This window comes from Stenotrophomonas maltophilia, assembly GCF_001274595.1.
GTDB classification, from domain to species: domain Bacteria; phylum Pseudomonadota; class Gammaproteobacteria; order Xanthomonadales; family Xanthomonadaceae; genus Stenotrophomonas; species Stenotrophomonas forensis.
The window spans coordinates 3,763,826-3,788,814 of record NZ_CP011010.1 but is presented as its reverse complement, the minus strand read 5'-3'; the positions used below and the strand labels follow the sequence as shown (position 1 = coordinate 3,788,814).

The window sequence follows — 24,989 nt, the reverse complement described above, 5'->3', positions numbered from 1 at the left end:
CTGAAGATGGGGTCACGCAACCAAAGGTAGTGCCGGCCGTTGGCCGGTAGATGTGAGGCGTCAGACAGCGTCGGATGGCCGGCCAGCGGCCGGCACTACCCGGAATGGCCTCAACCGCCGCCCAGCGCGTGCACGATCTCCACCACGTCGCCCTCGGCCAGGACATGCTCGCCATGGCGGCTGCGGCTGACGATCTCGCCGTTGACCTCCACCGCCACCCGGCGCTGCAGCAGCTGCTCGGCCTCAAGCAGATCGTGAAGGGTCGCCGAAGCGGGCAGGGTACGGGGTTCGCCATTGAGCTGGATGTTCATCAGCACATTGTCGCTGATGGCCCTCCGGGATCGGAACAGTTGCAATCTGCGCCAGATGCCACGTCCTGCACAGCACGCTGGCGCAGGGCCGGGCGACAATCCATGCGGCGGCGCAGCGTGAGCAAAAGGCGGCGCGGTGAAACCATTCACCGTGCGCCGGCGTACGTCCGCCGGGTCCTCAACGATTTCCCCACAGGAGTTCTTTACATGCTGCTCAGCAAACGCCCGATCCGCTCCCTGATGGCGGCCGCGATCGCGCTGGCCGCGGTTCCGGCCATGGCAGGCGAATCCCCGTATACCCACGCGGTGTTCTTCGGCGACAGCCTGACCGACGCCGGCTACTTCCGCCCGCTGCTGCCGCCCGGCGTGCAGCCGGTCACCGGCCAGTTCACCACCAACCCGGGCTGGGTCTGGTCGCAGCAGCTGGCCAATTACTACGGTCTCAACGGCGCAGCCAACGGCAACGGCCAGAACGGTGACAACTACGCCGTGGGCGGTGCCCGCGTATCGGTGGAAGGCAGCGGTGCGCTGGGTCCGATCCCCTCGCTGAAGTCGCAGGCTGCTCGTTACCTCGCTGCAAATGGCGGCAAGGCTGACGCAAATGCCCTGTATACCGTCTGGGGTGGCGCCAACGACCTGTTCGCGGCAGCGGCAGCGCCGGCACAGGCGCAGGCCATCATCGGCGCGGCCGTGACCGACCAGATCGCCCTGGTCGGCGCGCTCAAGCAGGCCGGCGCGCAGTACGTGCTGGTGCCCAACCTGCCCAACGTCGGCCTGACCCCGTCGTTCCGTGGCCCGAATGCCGGTGCCGCCACCGCGCTGTCGGCCGGTTACAACAAGGCCCTGTACGGTGGCCTGAAGCAGGCCGGCATCGAGTTCATTCCGCTCGACACCTTCACCGTGCTGGGCGAAGTGGCCGCCAACCCGGCCTTGTACGGCTTCACCAACGTCACCAGCACCGCCTGCAAGATCGATCCGACCAATCCGACGCAGAGCATCCTGACCTGCAACCCGACCAGCTATGTCAGCCCGGATGCGGCCAATACCTATCTGTTCGCCGATGGCGTGCATCCGACCACGGCCGGCCACCAGCTGCTGGGCCAGTACGCGGTCTCGGTACTGGAAGGCCCGCGCCTGCAGCAGGTGCTGAGCCACTCGGCGCAGACCATCGGCCGTTCGCGCGCCGACCAGGTCAGCATGCACCTGGGAGGGCGTCCGGCCGACGGCCTGTCCTGGTGGGGCGGCGTGCGCGGCGACCTGCAGCGCTACGACCACGCCGACCTGTACGACGGCCTGGCGCCGGCCGGCCTGTTCGGTGTCGACTGGGCACGCGACGGCATGGTGTTCGGCGGCTTCGCCGGCTTCGGCCGCCTCAATGCCGACTTCGGCAACAGCCGCGGTGACTTCACCCAGAAGGACACCACCGCCGGTCTGTTCGCCGGCTGGTACCACGACCGCATCTGGGTCAACGGCCAGGTCAGCTACACCTGGCTGTCCTATGACGTGAACCGCAAGGTCCAGCTGGGCCCGGCCACCCGCGAGCACGGCGGTTCGCCGGACGGCAGCAACCTGACCGCAGCGCTGAACGCCGGTTACGAGTTCGGCACCGAGGGCGGTTTCCGCCACGGCCCGATCGCCTCGGTGATCTGGCAGAAGGTGAAGATCGACGGTTACACCGAAAGCGCCGCGGCCGGCACGCTGGCCACCGCGCTGGGCTATGACCGCCAGAATGTCGATTCGACCGTTGGCCGCATCGGCTGGCAGGCCCGCTTCGACGGCGGTGCGGTCAAACCGTACGCACAGCTGACCTACGACCACGAGTTCGAAGACACCAAGCAGGCCAGCGCCTGGCTGCAGACCCTGCCGGAACTGGGCAGCTATCGCGTGCCGGGCCTGAACTTCGACAAGAACTACGCCACCGTCGTACTGGGTGCCCGTACGGAGATGTTCGGCCTGCAGAGCAACTTCGGCCTGAGTGCTTCGGCCGGGCAGAAGCGTGCCCAGGACGCGACGCTGTTCGCCAACTTCAGCGGCAACTTCTGATCCACGCGTCATCCCGGGCACCGCACGGTGCCCGGGATGCCTGACAACAGCGCCGGACCGTGTCCGGCGCATGCGGCGCGGCCAACCATTGCGCAACACCGGCCCCAGCGCATAGACTTTCCACCGCAACGCGGGCGTAGCTCAATGGTAGAGCTGTAGCTTCCCAAGCTACTGACGTGGGTTCGATTCCCATCGCCCGCTCCATCGCATCTCCTTCTTTTGCACCGCAGATTCGGGCGCTCGATGCCCGCTTTCGTGTGCCTGTCGATCCAGCCTTGTGACCGACGTGCAGCATCACTAGAGTGAATGCCCCTTCACGCCGGATGATGACGTTGGGACAAGGAATGAGGATGCGGGCCAGCTCACGATGGAACGCCTTTCTGCTGGCTCCAGTGCTGGCACTGGCAACGACAGCGTGCACGGACAGCACGGCCCCTTCTGAAGCCGGACATGCAGCGCGCACCGCAAGCGCCACGGCCATCCCCGCCACAGGAGTCGCGAACTCCGGCATGGCGGCCACGGGAAATGCGCCCGCCGCCTATCAGAAGTACTACACCGCTCGAAACGTTCAGCCGTTGATGGCGGACCTTGAATTCCTGTCCAGGAGCGGCGACGCGAACGCGAGTTTTGTACTCAGCCGCATCCATGACGACTGTGCCGTCATTCCTGACTGGGGCTCGCTCGCGGGATTGGACATCGCACAGGAAAAGAAGGTCGCACTCCAGCGCAGCACGGCGTGGTTCAAGGCGCGATGCGAAGGAATGCCCGAGGACGTTGTGAGCGGCTTCCGCAATCTGAAGCGCTACCGGGAACTGGCGGTGAATCAGGGAAGCCTTGCTGCACAGATCGAACAGGCGGCGCCTGGCCTCCACCTCGCTGATCAGGATCTTTCGGTGGAGGACCACAAGACGTTTGTCGAAGCCGTGCTCATGCAGGACGACGGTGAAGCCTACATGGCACTTGCGGCAACCATGGGGGAAGCCGCCTCCCACCGCATCGAAGCGTTGAAGCCCTACAAGGCGGGCACAGCCGTCGAGGAAGCTGCATGGATGCTGGCGGGCTGCCGAAAGGGCGTACCTTGCGGCGCCGATTCCCCCATCCTCCAACGCATGTGCCGCGCCGGTGTGTGTGGTTACAACTCGCTTGAGGAGCTGTACAGCCATGGGATGCTTGCGCCCGAGCAGATGCAACAGGCGCGCGCACGGATGGAAGAGATCATCGCACTGTCGAAAAGTGTCTCCGGCGACGATGGCTCCATCGCCGGAGACGTTGCCGCGGGGCGGCCGGTCAGTCGGAATTGAATCCGGGCGCCAGCGGGCCGGGCAACGTGTGTTCCGGCCACGGCATCAACAAGGTGCAGGCGTCATACAGGCCGCAGAAATCCTGCCGCAGGTCGGCCGGTACCCAGCCTCCGTAGCTCACCTCGGTCGAGTCGCCGTTGCAGGCATAGGTGACATCGATCCAGCGGGTGTTGGTATGTGAGGCAGCCCCCTGGTGTTGGGTTCTGCCGGTGCAGTAGCGCAGGCTCTGGCCAATCAGCGTGTTGCTGGCGTCGAAATAGAGCCGGGAGACTGCATGGGTGGGCGCGGCATGCACTTCGGTGGCGCCCCCCGCCAGGCCAAACAGCAACAACAGCGGAATTCCCATTCGCATCTGTGGTTCTCCTTGGGTTGTGTAAGCCGGCCGTGTTCCTGTCCTGTGGCCGGCGTGGCCATCTTGGCACAGCCTGTGCGGCGGTGCCGGCGTCATCGGGCGCGGCATCATCCGCCCGCCACACGCGCGCGCTATGCTGCGCGCCTGCCGCCCGATCCCGCCGCGATGAAGCTCGCCATCCTGTCACGCAACAGCTCCCTGTATTCCACCCGCCGGCTGGTCGAGGCGGCGCGCGCGCGCGGCCACACCGTGCGTATCCTCGACCCGCTGCGCTGCTACATGCGCATCGCCGCCGATGGCTTCTCGATGCACTACAAGGGCCGGCCGATGACCGGCGTGGACATGGTCATCCCGCGCATCGGTGCCTCGATCACCCGCTATGGCACGGCCGTGCTGCGCCAGTTCGAACTGATGGGGGCCCGCACGCCCAACCCGTCCGATGCGATCCTGCGCTCGCGTGACAAGCTGCGTGCGCACCAGTTGCTGGCTGCCAAGGGCATCGACATGCCGGTCACCGTATTCGGCGACAACCCCGACGACACCGTCGACCTGCTGTCCATGCTCGGCCCGCCGCCGCATGTGGTGAAGCTCAACGAAGGCACCCAGGGCCGCGGTGTGATCCTCACCGAGAAGGCCAGCGCCTCGCGTGGCATCGTCGAGGCGCTGCGCGGGCTGTATGCCAATTTCCTGATGCAGGAGTTCATCGGCGAGGCCAAGGGCGCGGACCTGCGCTGCTTCGTGGTCGGTGACCAGGTGGTGGCCTCGATGCAGCGACAGGCGCCGGAGGGCGACTTCCGCTCCAACCTGCATGCGGGCGGTACGGCGGTGGCGGCCAAGGCCAGCCGCGCCGAACAGCAGGTCGCGGTCCGTTCGGCCAAGGCGCTGGGCCTGTCGGTGTGCGGGGTGGACCTGATCCGTTCCGCGCGCGGCCCGCTGGTGCTGGAGGTCAACTCCACGCCGGGGCTGGAGGGCATCGAAGCGGCGTGCGGGGTGGACGTGGCCACGCGCATCATCGATCACGTGGAGAAGCTTAAAAAGCCCTGATTATTCAGTCGCTTATGAATCTCATGGGTTGATGAGGCCTGGTTTAACATGCCTTTAATCGGCCCGGGCGTAGCCTTCAGCGAACCGCAGCTCTGCCTCTCAGCAGGATCGGTATCGGGATACAACTTCAGACCCAGGCGGGGGCACCGCCTGGGTCTTTTTTATGGGCCAGGCGCGCCGCTTGTGGAGGCGCCGTGACGGCCGTAGAGTGGCCTCCATCGTTCCTGGATGGATCGGAGGCAAGCGATGTATCGCGTCACCATGATCGCGTTGTTGCTGGGGCTGGCAGGCACGGCTGTCGCCAAGCCGGAAAAAGCCGTTGTACAGATGGACCGGCAGATGCCGGTGGCCGAACAGGTCCGGAAGGTCGAGAAGGCCCTGGACGACGGCGACTACAGTGAGATTTCCGCGGATGACCGCGCCCAGGTGCGACAGGCACTGGCGCGCATCACCCAGCGGATGGGGGACCGCCAGACGCTGCAGGAACTGCCGCCGCAGGTCCAGAACGACGTCTTCAACGACCAGGAACGGGTCAATACCCTGCTTGCCCGGGCCCATGATGACAGCCGGCAGGTCTGCCAATACACCCGCACCACCGGCAGCAACATGCCCAAAAGCCGCTGCATGACCGTGGCCGAACGGCGGCGCATCGAGGAGAAGGGCAAGGCCCTGCTCCATGACCAGCGCACCTTCACCGACCTCTCGCCTCCCAGCAACCGCTAGGCCGTCCGCCGCCCCTGCGCTTGGCACTTGCTGGCGTGAAGGTGGTGCGAATACAGTCAGCGATCCATTCAAACAAGGATTCGTTTGTCATGAAGTCCCTCCTGATGTCGGCGGTGCTGTTCTCGGGGCTGACCCTGGCCACCGTCGCCTCTGCGTCCAAAGAGTCCAGCGAAGTCTTCCTGCCCGGCAAGCCGCTGCAGCAGCAGATCGAGCGCATTGAAATCCAGCTCAACGATGGCGAGACCTACAGCGAACTGAAGCAGAGCGACCGCAGCCGGGTACGTGAGGCGCTGGTGCGCATGCGCACGGCCGTCGAGCAGCATCCGAACCGCGATTCGATGCCTGAACAGGTGCGAACCGATATCTTCAACGACCAGCAGATCGTGAACACGGTTTTGACACAAGCGCGTGAGGATAGTCGTCTAATATGCCAGCGCGAGAAAGTGACGGGTTCGAACCGGTCCACCACGCAGTGCAGCACCGTTGCCGAGCGCGCCCGGCAGAAGGACAGGGCACAGCGTGACATGAGCCAGGCCCAGCGCACCGGCAAATTCGTCAATTAGAGGTGACAGTGAGAATTCTGGTAATCGAAGACAACAGCGACATTGCGGCCAACCTGGGTGATTACCTGGAGGACCGCGGGCACACGGTGGACTTCGCGGCTGACGGGGTCACCGGCCTGCATCTGGCCGTGGTGCACGAGTTCGACGCGATCGTGCTGGATCTCAACCTGCCCGGCATGGACGGTATCGAAGTCTGCCGCAAGCTGCGCAATGAAGCGCGCAAGCAGACCCCGGTGCTGATGCTGACCGCGCGCGATTCACTGGACAACAAGCTGGCCGGCTTCGATTCCGGTGCCGACGACTACCTGATCAAGCCGTTCGCGCTGCAGGAAGTGGAAGTACGTCTGAATGCCCTGTCGCGCCGTGGAAAGGGCGTGCAGACCCGCGTGCTGGAAACCGGCGATCTGGAATACAACCTGGATACGCTGGAAGTGCGTCGCCAGGGCAAGCTGCTGCAGCTCAACCCGACTGCACTGAAGATCCTGCAGGCGCTTATGGAAGCGGCCCCGGCCGTGGTGACCCGCCAGGAGCTGGAAACCCGGGTGTGGGGTGAGGAATTGCCCGACTCCGATTCGCTGCGCGTGCACATCCATGGCCTGCGTGCGGTGGTCGACAAGCCGTTTGAAGTGCCGCTGATCCAGACCCGCCATGGCATCGGATACCGCATCGCTACCCCGGAAGCCTGATTCGGTGGCAGCGAAAGGGGAGCGTCGGCGCACGCCTTATCGGCGGCGCCTGCGCAGCCGCATCATCGTCTCGTTCGTGTTGTTGGGCTTCTGCCTGACAACGCTGTTCGCGTTCGCCACCAACTGGGCCCGCATGCGGGTGGAAAACCAGTTGGTGGAAGACGTGATCAACCACAACATCGAAGAGTACGCGCGTCGCTTCTACGAGCACCCGGGGCGCAACCCGGCCGTGCCGGTGCAGCAGATCCGTGCTTACGCCTACTCGGCGGACAAATTCGACAAGGCGCGCGAGTCCTGGCCGCAATGGGCCGATCTGCAGACCGGCAACTACAACCTGAGCGGCACCGACGAACAGGGGCAGCCGTATGCCTACAAGCTGGCCGTGCGCAAGAGCGATGATGCCTGGTTCTTCCTTGCCTATGACATGACCGACAGCGTGCGCGGTGGCAAACAGCTCAACCGCGCGCTGGTGTTGTCGGTGCTGGTGTTCAGCGTGCTGTCGCTGGTGCTGGGCTGGTGGTCGGCGTCGAAGGTGATGAAGCCGGTCTCGGATCTGGCAGCGCGGCTGCGTGCCTATCGCGGTGGCACCAGTGATCCCGAACCGCTGGCGCCGCGCTTCCCCGACGATGAGGTGGGGCAGTTGGCACAGGCGCTGGATGATTACTCGTCGCGGTTGACCGAGGTGGTGCAGCGCGACCGCGAGTTCAATGCCGACGTCAGCCATGAACTGCGCACGCCGCTGGCAGTGATCCGCGGTGCCACCGAGCTGCTGCTGACCCGCCCCGGCCTGGATGAAAAGGTGCTGCAGCGCCTGCAGCGCATCCAGCGCGCCGAACAGCAGTGCAGCGACCTGATCGGCGCGCTGCTGCTGCTGTCGCGCAACGAGCGCGGGCAGGGCACCAGCAACGTGGCCCGGGTGGCCGAGCAGCTGCTGGATGCGCACCGTGCACAGCTGGGTGGCAAGCCGCTGGAACTGGCGCTGGAAGGCGAACGCGATCTGGTGATCGACGCGCCGGAAGCCGCCTTGTCGGTGGCCTTGGGCAATCTGATCGGCAATGCCGTGAAGTACTCGCAGGATGGCGAGGTGCGCGTGCACGTGGGTGCCAACGCGGTCTCGGTGACCGACAGCGGCCCGGGCCTGAGTGAAGAAGATGCAGCCAAGCTGTTCCAGCGTGGCTATCGCGGCACCCATGCCGGCCATTCGCAGGGCGGCGGCATCGGCCTGTCGATCGTCAGCCGCCTGTGCGATCTGTATGGCTGGCAGGTAAGCGTGCGCCCGGGCGGCGAGCGCGGCGTAATCGCCACCCTCACGTTCTCGCCGAAGCCGTTGTAAGGGCCGCTGCTTTGGTAGGTGCCGACCTTGGTCGGCACGTGAGCCCCACGCAGGGTGTGAATCCACTGTCGTACGCAGCACGAATACGCCCGTCCGGGGCCGTCCGGTTCGCGATCCCCGCGGGCGTTGTGGCGCTGTTGCGTGTCATGGCTCACGGTTCGGCGATCTGATTGCGCTGTTGGCGCATTTGCCCCCTGACGGACCGACGAGCACAGAGTCAGATGCTTCTGCCGGGATCACCCACCGTCCGCCAGGAGCTGCGCCATGTCATACCGCACCCATTACCCGAACCTGTATCAACTGGTCGGCGAATCGATCAGGCAGCTGTCTGTCGAAATCGCCCAGCGCGTCGAGGACGTACTGTCCGGGCCCGATGGCCTGATGCCGATGCTGAAGGGGCAGATGGACATCGACGGTTCCACACAGCGCACCGGGCTGAGTGCCCCGGAGGCTGGCACGCTGGCGGGCATCCGGCACACCGTCGCAGGAATCACGAGCTTGACCCGGATGATGTATGCCGTGCATGTCGCACGCACCCGGGGAGGCCCGTCGCAGGTCGTGCCCCCGGATGCGATGAATGGCCTGCTGCTGGCTGCGCGGGAGCTGACCACCCACGCACAACGGCAGTTGCAGGCCGAAAGGAATCGGGGTTCGGCGACGCTGCAATAGTCGCCGCGTGCGAGGCACCGCCCCGCAGCCGCTGTCGTATTCCGCCTTCCTGGCGGCTCGGCAACGGCTGCACGCCCCCGCGATGCATCGTGCAAGCGCTGTAATACCAGGCAGAAATTGATCTTCGACGCTTTTCGGAAACTTTTCGGATTGCGTCCTCGGCATTGATCCGCCAAGGCTTGAAGCATGGAAAGCGCGTTTCTTCGCGTGCTGTGTCTGTCAAGGAACTGCCATGGATCACCGATCATCGTTCGTTGCTGCCCACGAGGCGTCGTCGCGCGTCCATCGCTTCTGCGGCCCTACCGCATTGCGATTGATCGTGGAGCGCTGGCACGGCAGCGAATCGTTGTCCGAAGGCCTGCGCTGCCAGATCGATCTGCTGGGCGAGCCGTGCGAGCACAGCCTGGATGATTGGGTGGCCCGGCCGGCAAGCATCACCACACGCCTGCCGGACGGTGCAGACGTTGTCCGGGGCGGGCTGATCCGCAGTGTCGAGCGCCTGGCCTGCGCAGGCCGCCTCGTGCGGTACCGCGTGCACCTGGCCGACTGGACCGCCTGGCTGCATGACAGCCGCCACAGTCGCGTGTTCCAGGATCAGGACGTGGCCAGCATCATCAGCACGGTGCTCTCGGTGCACGCGCCGCTGGCGCATTGGTCCTGGCACGTTGGAAGTACTGCTGCCATCGACCGCCGGTGCCGGGGCTATCGCGTGCAGTACCGCCAATCGGACATGGCGTTCCTGCAGCAGTTGATGGCCGATGAAGGCCTGGGCTGGTGCATCCGCACGCTGCCCGATGTACCGGGTGGGCATACGATGATGATCTTCGGCGACAGTACCCGATGCTCGCTGCTGTCACGGCCCCGGCGCCTGCACCAGACCCAGCGCGTGCCCGATGACGCGGGCATCGCGCTGTTGCATGAGACCTGTCGCGTCGTGCCGACGCACATGACCCGGGTGGCGGATCTGGACGATCCGTTGTGTGTGGTTTCGGCCAGCTTGCCTGTGCGCACTGTGGCCAGTGGCCCATTGGAGGACTATTCGCCGGCACGCCACGCGGCGTGGGAGACCTCGCGCGAGGCCTTGGCCGAGGTGATGCGCGACACCGAGGCAGCGTTGTGTGAGCAGCGGCGCTGGACCGGCGAAGGCACCGAGCCGGACTTCCAGCCCGGCTACGCATTCGAGGTGTTGCCAGAGCCCGGCCAGCGAGTAGCGCCCGCGTTGCTGCTTACAGCGGTGCAGCACGCAGCGGTCAACACGCTGCCTGAGGTTCTCGAACTGCAGGATCACCTGCCGCTGCACGCACTGCCCGACACCGTGCCCGCCGACCGCGCGCAGAGGCTGGGCTATGCCAATCGCTTCGAGGCCATGCCGTTCGACCGTCGGTGGCGACGTTCTCCGGATGGCAGGGCTGGGCGGTCGACGGCCCCTGGCCCGCAACTGGCCACTGTGCTCGGTGGCGATGACGGTGCACCGCTGCACATGGACAGCAGCGGGCGCATCCGTGTGCGGTTCGGCTTTGCCACCGACAGCAGGGCCGACAGCGGCTGGCTGCGCGTCGCCCAGACCTTTGCCGGCCCCGGCGTGGGCAGTCAGTTCCTGCCCCGCGTCGGCCAGGAGGTGGTGGTGGACTTCATCAACGGCGACCTCTGCCGCCCCATCGTGATGGGGGCGCTCTACAACGGCCAGGGCGAGTCACGCGCTGAAGCGCTGGGGCTGTCCAGCGATGCTGGCAGCAGTGCCCAGAACAACCTGGCCGGTGGCAACGCCCCGCGCTGGCATGCCGCAGGCGCGGGTGAATCGGCCCAGCGCAATGCCGGCGCCGTATGGGGCATCAGCTCGCAGAGCTGGGACGGCCATGGCGGTAACAGTCTCGAGTTCGACGACAGCGACGACCAGCTGCAGGTGCGGCTTGGCACAACGCAGTGCCATAGCGCGATCAGCATGGGTCATCTGCGTCACCTGCAGCACAACTTCCGCGGCAGCCTGCGCGGAAGTGGATTCGAACTGCGCAGCGACGCGTGGGGCGCCGTGCGTGCCACGGCAGGCCTGTGGCTGGACAGCATGCAGCGCTCTGCGGCCACCCCGGCCGGTCTGCGCGCCGCGCCGGTCGCGCTGTTGCGGCAGACGCTCGTGCTGGCGCACTCCTTTGATGAAGCGGCACGGCAGCAGCGCACAGTGCGGCTGCGCGGCCACGCCGCCGAGGGCAACGGTGCCAGCGTGCTGCAGACCCTGGCCGACAGCGTGGCGGCATCGCAGCGGCTGCAGGGTGCTGACGAAGACATCCCTGCAACCGGGTCTGCGGTGCTTGGCCTGTCCGCACGGGCAGGCATCTGCCAGGTGGCCGGGCAGGCGATCCAGCTGGGGGTGGGGCACAGCACGCTGCTGGCCAGTGGCGGCAGTTCGGCGGTGACCGTTGCCGGCCATGGGCGTTGGCAGTGCCGCCAGGCCATCGGCGTGCTGGCTGGCGCGACACGCACTCCGGGGAGTGCCGGGTTGAGCGTGGTGGCTGGCCAACAGGTGCTTGATATGCAGGCGCAGGCAGACGCCGTGCACCTGCAGGCGCGCGCTGGGCTGGTGGCAGCCAGCCAGCACGGGGAGGTGCAACTGGCGGCAGGCAACACGCTGCACATCGCAACTGCCGGCGGCGCTTCGATCACCCTGGCGGACGGGCACCTGCGGGTGAGCTGTCCAGGCACATTGACCATCAAAGCCGGCAACCGGCACTTCACCGGTCCGGTGCAGGAGCTGTTTCCGCTACCGCAGTTCGCACAGACGGTCTGCGTGGAGTGCCTGCTGAAGGCGATGCAGGCCGGCCTGCCATGGTCTACGAAGAATGGCTGACGCCCCGTGGATTGATCCGTGGCGGCATTCCCGGTTGCCGTGGCAGACCCCCGGCGACCAGTGTGTGGACGCGCGGCCCGCCTGTGCGCTGCTGGACATGGCATTCGCGCCGGACGCCTGGACGCAGCTGCGCGCGCTGGCCGCTGACGTGGTGCCGCTGTTTACGCATCGCTATACCGGCAAAGGGTTGGACCGGTTGTCGCCATGCCTGGTGGTCCTGCCGGACGAAGCCAGAGCACGCGAATGCTGCTGGCAGGCGCTGCTGGACCTGAGCAACGGCGCACCGATGCTGTCGGTGCTGCGCAGCACCGGCGACCCGCATGCATTGGCCGAGCATCTCCGGCGGATCTGGGAGGGTCGTTCCAGCACCGGCCAGCCGTGGTTGCTGCGCTGGGCCGATGGGCGTGCCGCCGCCCGCCTGCTGGATGCGCTGGACGATGCACAGCGGACGCGCGTACTGGGCGGTCTACACGACTGGCACCTGCCCACCCGCATCGGAGATTGGATGTGCGTAACCGGCAAGGGGGGAGTGCCGCTCGATACCGACGCCAGGCCGCTCACGTTCACCGCGGCGCAGGAGGCCACACTACGGAGCGGAAGCCAGGCCGATGCCATCACGCGCTTCATCCTGCAGCGGCCCGTGCTGCGCCCGGACGGCATGCTGCCCTCGCAGGTGCATCGCTGCGCGGAACACGTGCTGGGACGTCTGGCACGCCGAGGCATCGACCATCCCGCGCTGGCGCATCGGATGACGATCAAGGTCGTTGCCGCGAGGAATGCGCCCCATGGCGATGATGAGACGCCATGAAGAGGTTTGTGACGAGGGTGATTCTGATCGGGCTGGCGCTGCTTGCTGTGGCAGGCCTGGTGCTGAAGTTCATGGACTTCAGGATTGGACCACTACCGCCCGGTCCTCCGAAGCCACGCATCATCGACTCTGCTTCTGGTCACGACATTACTGGTGCACCGCCAGAAATGTCATTGACAATCGGCGTGGCCAACTACTCGGATGATGGATTGGGGACGGTCTTCATCAATGGCGCTTGGGCGGGTGGGATGGAGCCACGAGCCAGTGGGAACGCTGCGACCTGCTGCGTGACGTTGCCTCGTCTTTGGCATCCGGGGTTGAAGGTGACGGTGGTCTACCGCACCAGCAGCATGTTTCTCAAGGATCCCAGTAGCTATGTTGAGAGGGACATCTTTGTCGCGCCATACAGGCCGTTTCTTGATGGTTTCATCTATTTCATGTACTTCCCGGGCGATCAAGTTAGGGTCGTGGCAACGCCGTATTTCCCGGGATATCCAAAGTTTGCCTACGACATTAGTCATGCTGAGCTTGAGCGTGACCCTGAACGAATTTCTAGATTTCTCATTGAGTCGGATGGAGAGGAATAGAGATAATGAGAGTGAGTTCTTTGGCGCCGTTGGACAAGGAATCAATAAGTCTTAGCACGCGTAAGAAGGTTCGATGTGCGGGGTCATTTCCGGTGGATCTGGTGGATGGCGCGAACTGCGAGCAGATCATCTACGACGGCGTGTGCCGTGGCTAAGGGTGCGTTTGAATGAGCAACCCTGAGGGAATAGCTGTTGTAACGAAGGTGCTTGTCAGGGTTGCTCTGATCGGGCTAGCGCTGTTTGCCTTGACTGGCCTAGTGCTGAAGCTCATGGATTTCAGGATTGGTCCACCACCGCCCAGTCCTCCGAAGCCGCGCATTATTGAGCCTGACACTGGCCACGACATCACCGACGCGCCACCGGAAATGCATCTCACGATCGGTATTGCCAACTACTCTGATGACGGGCTGGGCATAGTCGTCATCAACGAAGCATGGGGAGGAGGCATGGAGCCTCGTACCAGCAGTAATGGGCGTGCATGCTGCGTGACGCTGCCTCGCCTCTGGTATCCAGGTTTGAAGGTCACGGTAGCCTACCGCACAAGCTCCATGTTCTTGAAGGATCCGAACAGCTACGTAGAGAAGGACGTTCTCGGGCCGCGCTATCAACCTTTCCTTGATGGATTTGTATTCTTCATGTATTTCCCGAACGATCAGGTAAGGCTGGTTGCCACGCCGTATTTTCCAGGTTATCCAAAGTTTGCTTACGACCTTGGGGCTGCTGGTTACGAGCGTGATGAACTTCGGATCTCGCGATTCCTCGCGGAGACCGCCTTGGATGAGGTGGCGAAATGAGAGTGACTACGTCTCGACCAGTGTCGGATTTGAGTCGGTGTTCGATGGCTACGACGTGAGCTATAACCGAAGGAGCATTGAATGAAACAGCCTGATCGATTGAAGGTTGTGACGAAGCTGCTGACACGATTTGCTCTGCTTGGTCTTGCGATGCTGGCCGTAGCAGGTGTCGTGCTCAAGTTCATGGATTTCAGGGTTGGGCCGCTGCCTCCAAGTCCCCCGAAACCACGCATCATTGAGCCTGATACCGGTCACGACATTACCGACGCTCCGCCGGAAATGCATTTGACAATTGGTATCGCCAATTACTCGGATGAGGGGCTGGGGACTGTCTTCATTAATGATGCTTGGGGGGGCGATGCGGGCTCGAGCCAGTAGCAACGGGCGTACATGCTGCGTGACGCTTCCTCGTCTCTGGCATCCAGGTCTGAAGGTCACCGTGGCTTACCGCACCAGCAGCATGTTTCTCAAAGATCCCCAAAGCTATGTTGAGAAGGACGTTCTTGTTGCGCCCTATGAGCCGTTTCTTGATGGGTTCATCTATTTCTTCTACTTTCCTGGTGATCAGGTGCGGATCGTGGCCACTCCCTACTCCCCAGGATATCCGGGCTTCGCTTACGACACTGACTTCGGTGATGGGCGCGGTGATCCAGCAAAGATTAAGAGATTTCTGGAAGCAACAGCGGGCAAGGAGGCGGAATAGTGAGGGTAAGGGTATCTACTCCGACGTCAGAGCAACCAGCGCAGCTCAGTTCCAGTGAAGCGGGGCGATATGCGGCCTCATTGTCGGAAATCGGATCCGACTGCGGTGTGGATCTTTCAATGATCTGCTTCGCATTCCCGCCGATGTGCGTTGCTGTGTGCACATGGTGGCCGCGCATGAAGTACGCGGCTCGTTCCCGGTGGACTTGGTGGATGGCGCGAACTGCGAGCAGATCATCTACCCCAACCTGCGTCGTAGACGAGGGTGCGTTTGAATGAAGGGCGTTGAGCGAATGGCCGTGGTGAAAAAGGTGTTTGTCAGGATTGCACTGATCGGGCTTGTGCTGTTTGCCTTGGCGGGTCTGGTGCTGAAGTTCATGGATTTCAGGATGGGTCCACCACCGCCCAGTCCTCCGAAGCCACGCATCATTGACGCTGCGTCTGGCCACGATATCACCGACGCGCCGTCAGAAATGCATCTGATGATTGGAGTTGCGAACTACTCTGATGAGGGATTAGGAAAAGTCTTCATCAATGATGCGTGGGGTGGTGCGATGCGTGCCCGAGCCAGTAGCAATGGCCGAACCTGCTGCGTGACGCTTCCTCGGCTTTGGCATCCGGGCCTGAAAGTAACGGTTGCTTACCGTACGAGTAGCATGTTCCTTAAGGATCCGCATAGCTATATTGAGAAGGAGATTTTTGTGCCGCGCTACAAGCCCTTCTTGGATGGTTTCATCTTCTTTATGTATTTCCCTGGTGATGAGGTGAGGGTCATAGCTACGCCATATTTTCCGGGATTCCCTAAATTTGCTTACGATCTTGATTTTGCCGACAGCGAGCGTGATCCAGAAAAGATCAATGGATTTCTTGAGGTGACGGCAAGGGGCGGGGTGACAGAATGAGAGTAAATGTGGCGCCTCCGGTGTCAGATCCTTCGGCGCAACTCAGTTTGACTGAACTAGGGAGATACTCCTCTTCCCGTATGGGGACTGAAACGGATTGCGGAGTAGACGTGTCAATGGGCTGCTTCTTCGATGGGACTCGTAATCACAGGCTGGCATCGAAGAAGCGTAAGGACATGAGCGAGAGCAATGTGTCTCGACTCTTCGACGTCTATGATCTAGGGCGAGCCAAAGGAATTGGTCGTCGGCCAACCAATTTTGCGAGCTACATCCAAGGCGTCGGCACCGAGGCGCTGAGAGAAATTGGCGACACCGGCACCGGCTGGCATGCCCGTGCCGGCGCGGCGGCGGGCTGGGGCGGCGAGGGTCGGGTGAATTGGATGCTGATGAAGGTCCAGGACCACCTCTTGACCCATTTTGCAGAGACAACCGTCACGACCGCGATGGGCTTCGATTCCACCGTCCCCATCGCGCGCAAGATGAGTGCCGATCTCCGCTTGCACCTGCAGGACGTAGAGCGCTTGGCGCAGGCGGCGCGGATGTCGCTGTCCAACTACCTGGCGGTCAACCAAGGGCAGGAGGAAATCGATCTTCGCAACTCGCTCAGCGGCGGCTTCTGGAACATGGTGGGCGCGTTACAGCGCGTGCGTGGCACTCATCTCGCGCGCGCCGATCACATAGCGCGGCGGGCAGTCTTGCAGGAGCGACGCGCTTTTCTTGCGAAGAAGGTTGCGCCGTTCCAGAAGCAGAATCCCCGTGTAGACCGCATCCGTATATCGGTGTTTGGCTTCTCGCGCGGCGCTACCGAGGCGCGCGTGTTCTGCAACTGGCTCGGCGATGCGTGCGACCCAGGCCCCGGGCCCCTGCGCTTGTGTGGAATTCCGGTGCAGATCGATTTCGTCGGCTTGTTCGATACGGTCGCGTCGGTAGGTGCCGCGCAGAGCTTCTTTGAGTCGATGTTCGATGGCCACGGTGGTTGGGCGTCGGCCGAAGACCTGCGCATTCCAGCCGATGTACGCCGCTGTGTGCATATGGTGGCTGCGCATGAAGTACGCGGTTCGTTCCCGGTGGACCTGGTGGACGGCGCGAACTGCGAGCAGATCATCTACCCCAACCTGCGTCGTAGACGAGGGTGCGTTTGAATGAAGGGCGTCGAGCGAATGGCCGTGGTGAAAAAGGTGCTTGTCAGGATTGCTCTGATCGGGCTGGCGATGTTTGCCTTGGCAGGCCTGGCGCTCAAGTTCATGGATTTCAGGATTGGTCCACCACCGCCCGGTCCTCCGAAGCCACGCATCATCGACTCCGCTTCTGGTCACGACATCACTGACGCACCGCCAGAGATGTCATTGACAATCGGCGTGGCCAACTATTCGGATGATGGGTTGGGGACGGTCTTCATTAATGACGCTTGGGCGGGAGCTATGCGGGCTCGTGCAAGCGGAAATGCTGCCACCTGCTGCGTGACGTTGCCTCGTCTCTGGCATCCAGGGTTGAAGGTGACGGTGGCTTACCGCACCAGTAGCATGTTTCTCAAGGACCCTCGAAGCTATGTTGAGAAAAACGTCCTCGTTGCGCCATATAAGCCTTTTCTTGATGGGTTTATTTATTTCATGTATTTCCCGGATGACCAGGTGAGAGTGGTAGCGACGCCGTATTTTCCCGGCTATCCGAAGTTTGCCTACGACATCGATCACGCGGAGCTTGAGCGTGACCCTGAAAGGATTTCTAGATTTCTTATTGATTCGGATGGAGAGGAATAGGAGTGATGAAGGTAAGTTCTTCAGCGCCGTTGGACGAGAATTCAATAGGTCTTAGTGCGCGCGAGAAGTCTCGATGTGCGGGATCATCAATTGGCACGATTTCGCCATGTGGCATCGACATTTTTATCGGCTGCTTCTTCGATGGCACGCGTAATCATCGTTTGAATTCGTTAAGGCGTGGTGACTTCACTCAGTCCAATATTTCTCGTCTGTTCGATGTATTTGATCGGGGTATTTTGCCGGGCACAGGAGTTCGCCGCAGCCAGTTTTCTAGCTACATTCAGGGCGTCGGCACCGAGGCGCTAAAAGAAATCGGCGATACCGGCACCGGCTGGCATGCCCGTGCTGGCGCGGCAGCCGGCTGGGGCGGTGAGGGTCGGGTGAACTGGATGCTGATGCAAGTCCAGGATCATCTCTTGACCCATTTCGCAGAGACAACCGTCACCGCCGCAATGGGCTTCGATTCCACCGCCCCCATCGCGCGCAGGATGAGTGCCGATCTCCGCTTGCACCTGCAGGACGTAGAGCGCTTGGCGCAGGCGGCGCGGATGTCGCTGTCCAACTACCTAGCGGTCAACCAAGGGCAGGAGGAAATCGATCTTCGCAACTCACTCAGCGGCGGCTTCTGGAACATGGTCGGTGCGCTGCAACGGGTGCGTGGTACCCATCTGGCGCGTGCCGATCACATCTCGCGTCGCGCGGTGTTGCAGGAGCGCCGTGCTTTTCTGGCGAAGAAGGTAGCGCCGTTCCAGAAGCAGAATCCCCGTGTAGACCGCATCCGTATATCGGTGTTTGGCTTCTCGCGCGGCGCCACCGAGGCGCGCGTGTTCTGCAACTGGCTCGGCGATGCCTGCGACCCCGGTCCCGGGCCGCTGCGGCTGTGCGGTATTCCGGTGCAGATCGATTTCATGGGCTTGTTCGATACAGTCGCTTCGGTAGGTGCCGCGCAGAGCTTCTTTGAGTCGGTGTTCGATGGCCACGGTGGTTGGGCGTCGGCCGAAGACCTGCGCATTCCCGCCGATGTGCGTCGCTGTGTGCATATGGTGGCGGCGCATGAAGTACGCGGTTCGTTCCCGGTGGACTTGGTGGACGGCGCGAACTGCGAGCAGATCATCTACCCCGGGGTACATTCGGACGTGGGCGGCGGCTACACGCCCGGTGAGCAGGGGCGTTCGCCGAAGGATGCCGACAAGCTTTCGCAGATTCCGCTATGCGACATGTACCGGCATGCGCTGGCAGCAGGGGTGCCGTTGCTGCCGATGGGCGAAGCGGACAAGGAAACCGCCGCTCAGTTCGAGGTCTCCCCGAAACTGCGCCAGCACTACAACGCGTACCTGCAGGCGATGGCGCCGTTCCTGCCGGCCAGCACCGCCGCCTCCAAGGCCAACCGCACGGCGGTGCTGATGTATGCCCATTATCGCCAGTACCTGCTGTGGCGTCGGCAGCATCTGGATGACTTCGATCGCCAGCCGGGCTACCTGCAGGCGCCTGCGCAGGACCGCGCGGACCTGGGCGGCGGCAATGCCGAGCTGGTGCAGGAGGCGCGGGCGATGCGCTACAACAACGCCACGGCCCGCCTGCGCACCGAGGATCCTTACGCTGCCCACCACGGCATGGCCACGCCGCCTCGGTTCCAGGGCATTCCCGTGCAGGATTTCGTGCAGGCGAGGTTGCGGGGCAAAAAGGAACAGCAGTGGCTGGATGGCCAGATCCAATCGATCTGGGACTCGCGGCAGGCGCCACCGCAGGCAGTGGCAACATTTCTGGACGGTTACGTGCACGACTCGCGGGCGTGGTTCAAGCCGTTCGGGCTGGACGATGACGAGTGGGTTCACGTGCAGCGGCGCGAGCGTGAGGCGTATCAGCAGCGGATGCGCGAGCTGGATGCGATTGAGCGGTCCCACCAGGAGGCACGGGAGCGCATGCAACGCTCCGGACAGATGTTCCAGCCACGGGTGCCGTTGGGAATGTCGGTGCAGGAGCTGGAAGCGCTGACTGACTGGCGGCAGCGCCCCGACGACTTCGATGAAGCGTTGCAGCTGACCGGGCGCGAGTACCACTGGCAGTGGGGATATCTGCGCTGGCGTACCTGCTATCTCAATCCGCCCGGTGTGGCGGTGGCCGAGGCATCGGCACGTAGGCGGCAGCGTGCGGAGGAGGCGGCCGCCTAGGGAGCGCGCGGAGTGTCGTAACCGGCGTGCTCGACGCTACTGGTGCGCCTCAGCGCCGAGGTGCATCGCGACACCTGTGTGATGCGTGCCGCGCCTCGGGCGTGTGTCGTTGCACGAATCCTTGCAGTGGCGATTTCCCCTACAGAAATGCGCTTCGTGAGGTGGCGTGATGGCTGGGCCGGGGCGGGTGCCTTGGCCGGGATTGGCGTCCTGAAATCAACTGTTCGACAGGAAGTCTTCGATGTTCTGTTTTGCATCGAAGACAATGCACCGTGCTTCGCCTGCGGCGGACGGTGCGAGGGGATTCTTGAGATCCGCCGGAGTTTCTACCTGTCGGGAGTTGTCCGGTACGCCAACCCGCACCGTCCGCCACCTTGCTTCTGCAGGTGGCTTGCCGTCTGCGAGGAGCTCTCCATGTCCGCACGTCCCGAATTTCCCCATCTTTCCGCCCTGATTGGCGATGCCGTCAACCGACTGCCTGCCAATGCGGCCGAGCGGCTCGAAGCCCTGCTCGATGACCCCGAAGACCTGTTGCCGGCCCTGCTGGCCCGCATGGATGGCCATGACGGCCCGGATGGTCGGCGGTGTGATGCGCAGGGTCTCAGTCCCGCGCAGGCCGCAACCCGGGCTGGGCTTGGCCGCACGCTGGCGGGCTTGGATGTGCTGGTCCAGGTGCTGCACGCCGCTGCAGCCGCACGCGAACAGGGCGGCGCCCACCAGCAGCTCAGCCCGGATGTGGTGGATGGCTTGCTGCTGGGCGCCCGGGAGCTGGTCCGCCACGCGCGCCTGCAATTGGAATAGATCCGCGCGGCGCGCACTTGAATGAAGCATTGAGCCTGTCGAGATCATAACCAGCGCCGGGCGCCTGTACGTCCAAGGCGTTCTAGGCGCCGGTGTGGACCGGACCTGCGAATGTCAGTGGCGCTGCAGAGCGCGGCCTCCTGGTGTTTTCGAGTTGCATTCGCTGTACATCAACGGGCTGCGACGGCTTCTTCCTTCATGTCTCTTTCAACCCGATGATTTCAACAGCCCTCGTTCTTCCGGAAGGAATCCCGGGGGGAACAAGGTCTTGTCGTCATAGAGTGCCCCGGTGAGAATCGCGCCATCCAGCACGCTTGTGCTCAGGTCTGCACCTTCCAGTTGCGTGCTGCCGCCCAGATTGTCACGGCCCAGGTTGGCCTCCGACAGGTTGGCGCCCCGCAGGATTGCGTCTTTCAGGTCTGCGCCACGCAGGTCGGCGTGCTGAAGGTTGGCATCTGTCAGGTCCGCCATGAAAAGTATCGCCCAGTACAGGTCGGCACCTACCATGCTTGCGCCTGAAAGGCATGTCTGCATGAGGATCGCACCTTCAAGTTCAGCGCCGTCCAGATTGGCGTTCGCCAACATGGCCGAGTCCAGGTCAAGAATTCCAGACGTGGGCGGGACTGTAAAAATGACGTTTCCGCTGAGGTCCTTTATCTCTTTCATGATCCTTTTCCGCTTGGGGCTCCCGCAAAGACATGAAGTAATGGTGAGTGGGCTTCTGTCTTCGCGTCAGGTGAGGGCTTTTTCAGAAGGCACTACTTTCACCCATGGTCCGTTGTACTTTCCATATGGCCTTCATGTGGGTGATTTCACCAGCATTGTGCCCTCAGGAACAGTGCCATCCAGATTGGGTTTCATCAGGGACGCGCAGCTCATGCCTCCGACGCGTCTGCAGCAGAGCAGGGACGAGCCATGGGCAGAGTGCGCCGTTTACGCCAAATTCCTTTGGAAACTGCCGAAAAGTCCTGACTGAACTTCGCGCTATTCCGCCGCTGCAGCTATATACCGCGCATGCAGCTGTTCCACCTGCACCTGCAGATCCTCCGGCCGCCCATCGTTGACCACCACGTCATCGGCCAGCGCCAGCCGCTGCGCACGGCTGGCCTGCGCAGCAATCATCCGGTCGGCCAGTGCGGCGTCGATACCGTCGCGCTGCATCAGCCGCGCATGCTGCACGGCCTCAGGGGCATCCACCAACAGTACCCGGTCCAGCCACGGGTAGGCCTGGCGCCCGCCAACCTCGGTCAGCAGTGGAATGGCGGCAATCGCATAGGGGCTGGCGGCCTGCTCGCACTGCTCTTGCATCAGCAGGCGGATGGCCGGGTGGGTGATGGCTTCCAGCGCCACCCGTTCGGTCGGGTCGGCGAAGACGTGGGCGCGCAGGCGCGCCCGGTCCAGGCTGCCGTCGGCCAGCAGCATGTCAGCGCCGAAGCGTTCTGCGATACGGCCCAGCGCCGGGCTGCCGGCGGCCACCACGGCGCGCGCGGCCAGATCGGCGTCGGCCACCACGATGCCCAGCGCCTCGAAGCGCCGGGTCACCTCGCTCTTGCCGGCGGCGATGCCGCCGGTCAGGCCAACCACATACCGGCTCATGGGGAATCCCCTCAGCGCAGGCCGCTCAGGACCAGATACTGCTCCACCAACGGCCCGCCCCACATGAAGTACAGCCAGCCGGCGATGGCCAGGTAGGGCCCGAACGGGATGGGGGTGGCGCGGTCACGGCCCCGGCTGTACAGCCAGATCGAGCCGATGATGGCGCCCAGCACCGAGGACAGCAGGATGATCGGGAGGATGCCCTTCAGCCCGCACCAGGCACCGAGTGCCGCCAGCAGCTTGAAATCGCCGTGGCCCATGCCTTCCTTGCCGGTCAGCTGCTTGAACAGCCACCAGACCGCCCACAGCGACAGGTAGCCCAACGCTGCGCCGATCAGGGCGGGCTTGGCCGGCATGTACAGGTTGTCGATGCTGCCTATCAGCCCCAGCCACATCAGGGGCAAGGTCAACTGGTCCGGCAACAGCTGGGTGCGCAGGTCGATGCCGGACAGGGCGATCAGGAAGCAGGTCAGCACGATGGCACCGAAGCCCTGCCAGCCGAAGCCGAACTGCCAGACACAGGCCAGCACCAGCAGCGAGGTCATGGCCTCCACCAGCGGGTACTGCAGCGAGATCGGCGCCTTGCAGTGGCGGCACTTGCCGCCCTGGATGATCCAGCTGAACAGGGGGATGTTCTCGTACCAGCTCAGCTTGTGCTTGCAGTGCGGGCAATGCGAAGGCTCGACCACGATGCCCGGTGGGGGCGGCTCGTAGTAGTCCGGTTCCTCCAGGACCTCGCGCGCATCGCGCTTCCACTGCCACTCCAGCCGCTTGGGCAGGCGCAGGATGACGACGTTCAGGAAACTGCCCAGCAGCAGTCCCAGGGCGGCCGCGGCGGGGTAGCCGAGGCCGGGATGCTGGTCGAGAAAAGCCATGTATGTGTTATCCGACGACGGCGCCGAGTTTGAAGATGGGAAGGTACATGCCGATGACCATACCGCCAACGACCACGCCGATGAAGACCATGATCATTGGTTCGAGCAGGCTGCTCAGGGCGTCAACGGCATTGTTGACCTCCTGCTCATAGTACTCGGCCACCTTGAACAGCATCGCATCCAGGGCGCCGGCCTCTTCGCCGATGCCGGTCATCTGGATGACCATGTGCGGGAACAGGTTGAGCTGCTTCATCGCCATGTTGACCGGGTAACCCACCGAGACGTCGTCTCGCATGCGCAGGACGGCCTCCTCGTAGATCTTGTTGCCTGTGGCCCCCGCGACGATGCCCAGGGCCTCCACCAGCGGCACGCCGGCCTTGAAGGTGACGGCCGTGGTACGGGCGAAGCGGGCAATGGCGCTGTTGTTCATCACTTCGCCGATGACCGGAACCTTCAGAATCAGCCGGTCCATGGTGTGCTGCATCTTCAACGAGCGTTTGTAGCTCATGACGAGGGCAACGACTGCTCCGATCACTACCGCAGCAATGAGCCACCACCACGACACCATGAACCGGGACAGATTGACGATCATCTGCGTGAAGGCGGGCAGCTCCGCGCCGAAGCCGTGGAACACTTCCTCGAACTGGGGAACCACGAAGATCAGCATGATGGCGCTGACCAGCAGGGCGACGACCACCACCATGACCGGGTAGAAGAGCGCCTTCTTGATCTTGCCCTTCAGGGCTTCGATGTTCTCTTTGTAGGTTGCTACAGTGTCCAGCACCGTTTCCAGGACACCCGCACCTTCGCCCGCCTTGACCAGATTGCGGTAGAGCTCGTCGAACTGCACCGGGTACTTGCTGACGGCTTCATGCAGGGATGAGCCTCCTTCGATGTCAGTCCGGATGCCATCAACCATCTTCTTCATGCGCGGGTTCTTGTGCCCGCTGGCGATGATGTCCAGTGCCGAGACGATCGGTACGCCGGATTTCATCATGGTCGCCATCTGGCGGCTGAAGAAGGCGATGTCCTTGGCGTTCACCGCTTTGCCGGCCGCGCCGAACAGAGGTTTCGGCTTGGGCTTCACCTGGCCGGGGTTGATCCCCTGCCGCCTGAGCTCGGCGCGCAACAGGTTGGCGTTCTTCGCCAACTGCTCGCCCTTCATCTTTACGCCCCGCTTGTCGGTCCCCTCCCAGACAAACGGTTGCAGCTCCATGGTGCTACGCGCCACGGGCTCATTCTTGATCGCACTGCGACTGACAGACATGTTGGCTCCCCAAGACCCGCCATCCCCAGGCGGGCATCTAGCCGTTGATGGTAGCGGGTTCATGCCCATCTGGGCAGTTGGCGGGCGGCCCAGCGTGCGATTTCGTGCCGGGGGCCGGCCAAAGGTGACGCACTGCGTCACATTGCCGCGTCCATCGCAGATTCGGATATGGGGGGTTCCCATCCGCAGAATTGCTGCCATCATGGGCGCGGGGAAATCCAGGGGGAGGCGTGCCGGGGTTGGCACGCAACCTGCGTTGATCCACCCGCAGGGGGCAGGACCCGCTCAACCGGCCGCTGGCCGGACCGAACCTGTCCGCTGAATTCAACCACCACTATCTTGGGGATGTACCACAATGAAGAACCAGAAGGGCTTCACCCTTATCGAACTGATGATCGTCGTCGCGATCATCGCCATCCTGGCCGCCATCGCTCTGCCGGCTTACCAGGACTACACCGTCCGTTCGCGCGTCTCGGAAGGCGCCGTGCTGGCTTCGGGTGCCAAGGCCACCGTCGGTGAGAACATCGCCAACGCCGGCGGCACGATCGATGACACCGCCTGCAATGGCGTTGCCACCTTCACCACCGCGACCAAGAACACCGCGAAGCTGGAATGTGCCAGTGGCGTCATCACTGTGACCGGCACCGCAGCCGCCAAGAATGTCGCGCTGCAGTTCGAGCCGAAGTCGGCCAGCGCCGGCATCACCTGGACCTGCACCTCGACCGCTGACAACAAGTACCTGCCGGCCGAGTGCCGCAAGGCTGCTCCGTAATCGGCCTGTTGGACTGATTGCCCAGGCATCCGTGCCTGAGGAGCCAGTAGAAGAGGGCCCTGCATGCGGGGCCCTTTTTTTTGTCGA

General features: G+C 63.4%; 26 protein-coding genes and 1 tRNA gene. 21 read left to right on the top strand and 6 right to left on the bottom strand.

Annotated elements, in window-relative coordinates; genetic code table 11:
• Positions 1–110: 110 nt before the first annotated feature.
• Positions 111–311 carry a sulfur carrier protein ThiS gene (thiS, locus tag VN11_RS17305; protein WP_008265079.1) on the bottom strand — a complete coding sequence of 67 codons (201 nt, stop codon included), beginning with the start codon at positions 309–311 and terminating at the stop codon, positions 111–113.
• A 207-nt stretch (positions 312–518) separates the two neighbouring features.
• Here thiS and VN11_RS17300 point away from each other — a divergent pair, with 207 nt between their 5' ends.
• The 3 genes from VN11_RS17300 to VN11_RS17290 all read left to right on the top strand — a co-directional run bounded on the left by VN11_RS17300 (position 519) and on the right by VN11_RS17290 (position 3,655).
• Positions 519–2,354 carry an autotransporter domain-containing esterase gene (locus VN11_RS17300; protein ID WP_053450633.1) on the top strand — a complete coding sequence of 612 codons (1,836 nt, stop codon included), beginning with the start codon at positions 519–521 and terminating at the stop codon, positions 2,352–2,354.
• Positions 2,355–2,484: 130 nt separating this feature from the next.
• Positions 2,485–2,558, top strand: a tRNA-Gly gene (locus VN11_RS17295).
• Between the two features lie 146 nt (positions 2,559–2,704).
• On the top strand, positions 2,705–3,655 hold the full coding sequence (locus tag VN11_RS17290) for a hypothetical protein (protein WP_148564989.1): 951 nt from the start codon (positions 2,705–2,707) through the stop codon (positions 3,653–3,655).
• Here the strand turns inward: VN11_RS17290 and VN11_RS17285 are convergent.
• Positions 3,642–4,001: a hypothetical protein gene (locus VN11_RS17285; protein WP_053450631.1), complete on the bottom strand. Its 360-nt coding sequence runs from the start codon at positions 3,999–4,001 to the stop codon at positions 3,642–3,644. The genes VN11_RS17290 and VN11_RS17285 overlap by 14 nt on opposite strands.
• Positions 4,002–4,172: 171 nt before the next feature.
• Here VN11_RS17285 and rimK point away from each other — a divergent pair, with 171 nt between their 5' ends.
• From rimK to VN11_RS17205, 17 genes are all read left to right on the top strand, one after another.
• Positions 4,173–5,051 (top strand): 30S ribosomal protein S6--L-glutamate ligase, encoded by an 879-nt coding sequence (rimK, locus tag VN11_RS17280; RefSeq protein ID WP_053450630.1) that lies wholly within the window; start codon positions 4,173–4,175, stop codon positions 5,049–5,051.
• Positions 5,052–5,297: 246 nt separating this feature from the next.
• Entirely contained in the window at positions 5,298–5,774 is a 477-nt protein-coding gene (locus tag VN11_RS17275; protein WP_053450629.1) for a hypothetical protein, read from the top strand.
• Positions 5,775–5,863: 89 nt separating this feature from the next.
• The gene (locus VN11_RS17270) at positions 5,864–6,337 is read left to right on the top strand and encodes a hypothetical protein (RefSeq protein WP_053450628.1); all 474 of its coding nucleotides are present in this window, start codon (positions 5,864–5,866) and stop codon (positions 6,335–6,337) included.
• 8 nt (positions 6,338–6,345) lie between these two features.
• Complete coding sequence (locus VN11_RS17265; RefSeq protein WP_005410804.1) at positions 6,346–7,023, top strand: response regulator transcription factor; 678 nt, start codon at positions 6,346–6,348, stop codon at positions 7,021–7,023.
• The gene (locus tag VN11_RS17260) at positions 6,986–8,356 is read left to right on the top strand and encodes a sensor histidine kinase (protein WP_053450627.1); all 1,371 of its coding nucleotides are present in this window, start codon (positions 6,986–6,988) and stop codon (positions 8,354–8,356) included. The genes VN11_RS17265 and VN11_RS17260 overlap by 38 nt, the downstream gene beginning before the upstream one ends.
• 264 nt (positions 8,357–8,620) lie before the next feature.
• Positions 8,621–9,025: a hypothetical protein gene (locus VN11_RS17255; protein ID WP_053450626.1), complete on the top strand. Its 405-nt coding sequence runs from the start codon at positions 8,621–8,623 to the stop codon at positions 9,023–9,025.
• Between the two features lie 232 nt (positions 9,026–9,257).
• Positions 9,258–11,867, top strand: coding sequence for a type VI secretion system Vgr family protein (locus tag VN11_RS17250; RefSeq protein ID WP_053450625.1), 2,610 nt, complete (start codon positions 9,258–9,260; stop codon positions 11,865–11,867).
• A complete protein-coding gene (locus tag VN11_RS17245) occupies positions 11,860–12,675 on the top strand; it encodes a DUF4123 domain-containing protein (RefSeq protein WP_080374957.1) in 816 nt (271 codons plus the stop codon). The genes VN11_RS17250 and VN11_RS17245 overlap by 8 nt, the downstream gene beginning before the upstream one ends.
• Positions 12,672–13,262 (top strand): DUF3304 domain-containing protein, encoded by a 591-nt coding sequence (locus VN11_RS17240; protein WP_053450623.1) that lies wholly within the window; start codon positions 12,672–12,674, stop codon positions 13,260–13,262. Before VN11_RS17245 ends, VN11_RS17240 begins: the two co-directional genes overlap by 4 nt.
• A 167-nt stretch (positions 13,263–13,429) precedes the next feature.
• On the top strand, positions 13,430–14,056 hold the full coding sequence (locus VN11_RS17235; protein WP_080374956.1) for a DUF3304 domain-containing protein: 627 nt from the start codon (positions 13,430–13,432) through the stop codon (positions 14,054–14,056).
• A gap of 81 nt (positions 14,057–14,137) precedes the next feature.
• Positions 14,138–14,434 carry a hypothetical protein gene (locus VN11_RS22600; protein ID WP_053450621.1) on the top strand — a complete coding sequence of 99 codons (297 nt, stop codon included), beginning with the start codon at positions 14,138–14,140 and terminating at the stop codon, positions 14,432–14,434.
• Positions 14,370–14,759, top strand: coding sequence for a DUF3304 domain-containing protein (locus tag VN11_RS21925; protein WP_080374955.1), 390 nt, complete (start codon positions 14,370–14,372; stop codon positions 14,757–14,759). The genes VN11_RS22600 and VN11_RS21925 overlap by 65 nt, the downstream gene beginning before the upstream one ends.
• 274 nt (positions 14,760–15,033) lie before the next feature.
• On the top strand, positions 15,034–15,660 hold the full coding sequence (locus VN11_RS17225; protein ID WP_080374954.1) for a DUF3304 domain-containing protein: 627 nt from the start codon (positions 15,034–15,036) through the stop codon (positions 15,658–15,660).
• Positions 15,661–15,836: 176 nt separating this feature from the next.
• Entirely contained in the window at positions 15,837–16,802 is a 966-nt protein-coding gene (locus VN11_RS17220; RefSeq protein ID WP_238581828.1) for a phospholipase effector Tle1 domain-containing protein, read from the top strand.
• Entirely contained in the window at positions 16,803–17,420 is a 618-nt protein-coding gene (locus tag VN11_RS17215; protein WP_080374952.1) for a DUF3304 domain-containing protein, read from the top strand.
• Between the two features lie 5 nt (positions 17,421–17,425).
• Complete coding sequence (locus VN11_RS17210; RefSeq protein WP_080374951.1) at positions 17,426–19,591, top strand: T6SS phospholipase effector Tle1-like catalytic domain-containing protein; 2,166 nt, start codon at positions 17,426–17,428, stop codon at positions 19,589–19,591.
• A gap of 414 nt (positions 19,592–20,005) precedes the next feature.
• Complete coding sequence (locus VN11_RS17205) at positions 20,006–20,392, top strand: hypothetical protein (RefSeq protein WP_053450616.1); 387 nt, start codon at positions 20,006–20,008, stop codon at positions 20,390–20,392.
• Positions 20,393–20,599: 207 nt separating this feature from the next.
• Here the strand turns inward: VN11_RS17205 and VN11_RS17200 are convergent, their stop codons facing one another.
• From VN11_RS17200 to VN11_RS17185, 4 genes are all read right to left on the bottom strand, one after another.
• On the bottom strand, positions 20,600–21,058 hold the full coding sequence (locus tag VN11_RS17200; protein ID WP_053450615.1) for a pentapeptide repeat-containing protein: 459 nt from the start codon (positions 21,056–21,058) through the stop codon (positions 20,600–20,602).
• A gap of 318 nt (positions 21,059–21,376) precedes the next feature.
• A complete protein-coding gene (gene coaE / locus VN11_RS17195) occupies positions 21,377–21,988 on the bottom strand; it encodes a dephospho-CoA kinase (RefSeq protein ID WP_053450614.1) in 612 nt (203 codons plus the stop codon).
• An 11-nt stretch (positions 21,989–21,999) separates the two neighbouring features.
• The gene (locus VN11_RS17190; protein ID WP_008268831.1) at positions 22,000–22,863 is read right to left on the bottom strand and encodes a prepilin peptidase; all 864 of its coding nucleotides are present in this window, start codon (positions 22,861–22,863) and stop codon (positions 22,000–22,002) included.
• 7 nt (positions 22,864–22,870) lie between these two features.
• Complete coding sequence (locus VN11_RS17185) at positions 22,871–24,130, bottom strand: type II secretion system F family protein (RefSeq protein WP_053450613.1); 1,260 nt, start codon at positions 24,128–24,130, stop codon at positions 22,871–22,873.
• A gap of 355 nt (positions 24,131–24,485) precedes the next feature.
• Between VN11_RS17185 and VN11_RS17180 the strand changes: the two genes are divergently transcribed.
• Positions 24,486–24,902, top strand: coding sequence for a pilin (locus VN11_RS17180; protein ID WP_053450612.1), 417 nt, complete (start codon positions 24,486–24,488; stop codon positions 24,900–24,902).
• The last annotated feature ends 87 nt before the right edge of the window (positions 24,903–24,989 follow it).

Excerpts from the sequence above, each read along its gene's own strand:
- thiS (WP_008265079.1), bottom strand. The coding sequence starts at position 311 with ATGAACATCCAGCTCAATGGCGAACCCCGTACCCTGCCCGCTTCGGCG.
- VN11_RS17300 (WP_053450633.1), top strand. The coding sequence starts at position 519 with ATGCTGCTCAGCAAACGCCCGATCCGCTCCCTGATGGCGGCCGCGATC.
- VN11_RS17290 (WP_148564989.1), top strand. The coding sequence starts at position 2,705 with ATGCGGGCCAGCTCACGATGGAACGCCTTTCTGCTGGCTCCAGTGCTG.
- VN11_RS17285 (WP_053450631.1), bottom strand. The coding sequence starts at position 4,001 with ATGGGAATTCCGCTGTTGTTGCTGTTTGGCCTGGCGGGGGGCGCCACC.
- rimK (WP_053450630.1), top strand. The coding sequence starts at position 4,173 with ATGAAGCTCGCCATCCTGTCACGCAACAGCTCCCTGTATTCCACCCGC.
- VN11_RS17275 (WP_053450629.1), top strand. The coding sequence starts at position 5,298 with ATGTATCGCGTCACCATGATCGCGTTGTTGCTGGGGCTGGCAGGCACG.
- VN11_RS17270 (WP_053450628.1), top strand. The coding sequence starts at position 5,864 with ATGAAGTCCCTCCTGATGTCGGCGGTGCTGTTCTCGGGGCTGACCCTG.
- VN11_RS17260 (WP_053450627.1), top strand. The coding sequence starts at position 6,986 with ATGGCATCGGATACCGCATCGCTACCCCGGAAGCCTGATTCGGTGGCA.
- VN11_RS17255 (WP_053450626.1), top strand. The coding sequence starts at position 8,621 with ATGTCATACCGCACCCATTACCCGAACCTGTATCAACTGGTCGGCGAA.
- VN11_RS17250 (WP_053450625.1), top strand. The coding sequence starts at position 9,258 with ATGGATCACCGATCATCGTTCGTTGCTGCCCACGAGGCGTCGTCGCGC.
- VN11_RS17245 (WP_080374957.1), top strand. The coding sequence starts at position 11,860 with ATGGCTGACGCCCCGTGGATTGATCCGTGGCGGCATTCCCGGTTGCCG.
- VN11_RS17240 (WP_053450623.1), top strand. The coding sequence starts at position 12,672 with ATGAAGAGGTTTGTGACGAGGGTGATTCTGATCGGGCTGGCGCTGCTT.
- VN11_RS17235 (WP_080374956.1), top strand. The coding sequence starts at position 13,430 with ATGAGCAACCCTGAGGGAATAGCTGTTGTAACGAAGGTGCTTGTCAGG.
- VN11_RS22600 (WP_053450621.1), top strand. The coding sequence starts at position 14,138 with ATGAAACAGCCTGATCGATTGAAGGTTGTGACGAAGCTGCTGACACGA.
- VN11_RS21925 (WP_080374955.1), top strand. The coding sequence starts at position 14,370 with ATGAGGGGCTGGGGACTGTCTTCATTAATGATGCTTGGGGGGGCGATG.
- VN11_RS17225 (WP_080374954.1), top strand. The coding sequence starts at position 15,034 with ATGAAGGGCGTTGAGCGAATGGCCGTGGTGAAAAAGGTGTTTGTCAGG.
- VN11_RS17220 (WP_238581828.1), top strand. The coding sequence starts at position 15,837 with ATGAGCGAGAGCAATGTGTCTCGACTCTTCGACGTCTATGATCTAGGG.
- VN11_RS17215 (WP_080374952.1), top strand. The coding sequence starts at position 16,803 with ATGAAGGGCGTCGAGCGAATGGCCGTGGTGAAAAAGGTGCTTGTCAGG.
- VN11_RS17210 (WP_080374951.1), top strand. The coding sequence starts at position 17,426 with ATGAAGGTAAGTTCTTCAGCGCCGTTGGACGAGAATTCAATAGGTCTT.
- VN11_RS17205 (WP_053450616.1), top strand. The coding sequence starts at position 20,006 with ATGTCCGCACGTCCCGAATTTCCCCATCTTTCCGCCCTGATTGGCGAT.
- VN11_RS17200 (WP_053450615.1), bottom strand. The coding sequence starts at position 21,058 with ATGAAAGAGATAAAGGACCTCAGCGGAAACGTCATTTTTACAGTCCCG.
- coaE (WP_053450614.1), bottom strand. The coding sequence starts at position 21,988 with ATGAGCCGGTATGTGGTTGGCCTGACCGGCGGCATCGCCGCCGGCAAG.
- VN11_RS17190 (WP_008268831.1), bottom strand. The coding sequence starts at position 22,863 with ATGGCTTTTCTCGACCAGCATCCCGGCCTCGGCTACCCCGCCGCGGCC.
- VN11_RS17185 (WP_053450613.1), bottom strand. The coding sequence starts at position 24,130 with ATGTCTGTCAGTCGCAGTGCGATCAAGAATGAGCCCGTGGCGCGTAGC.
- VN11_RS17180 (WP_053450612.1), top strand. The coding sequence starts at position 24,486 with ATGAAGAACCAGAAGGGCTTCACCCTTATCGAACTGATGATCGTCGTC.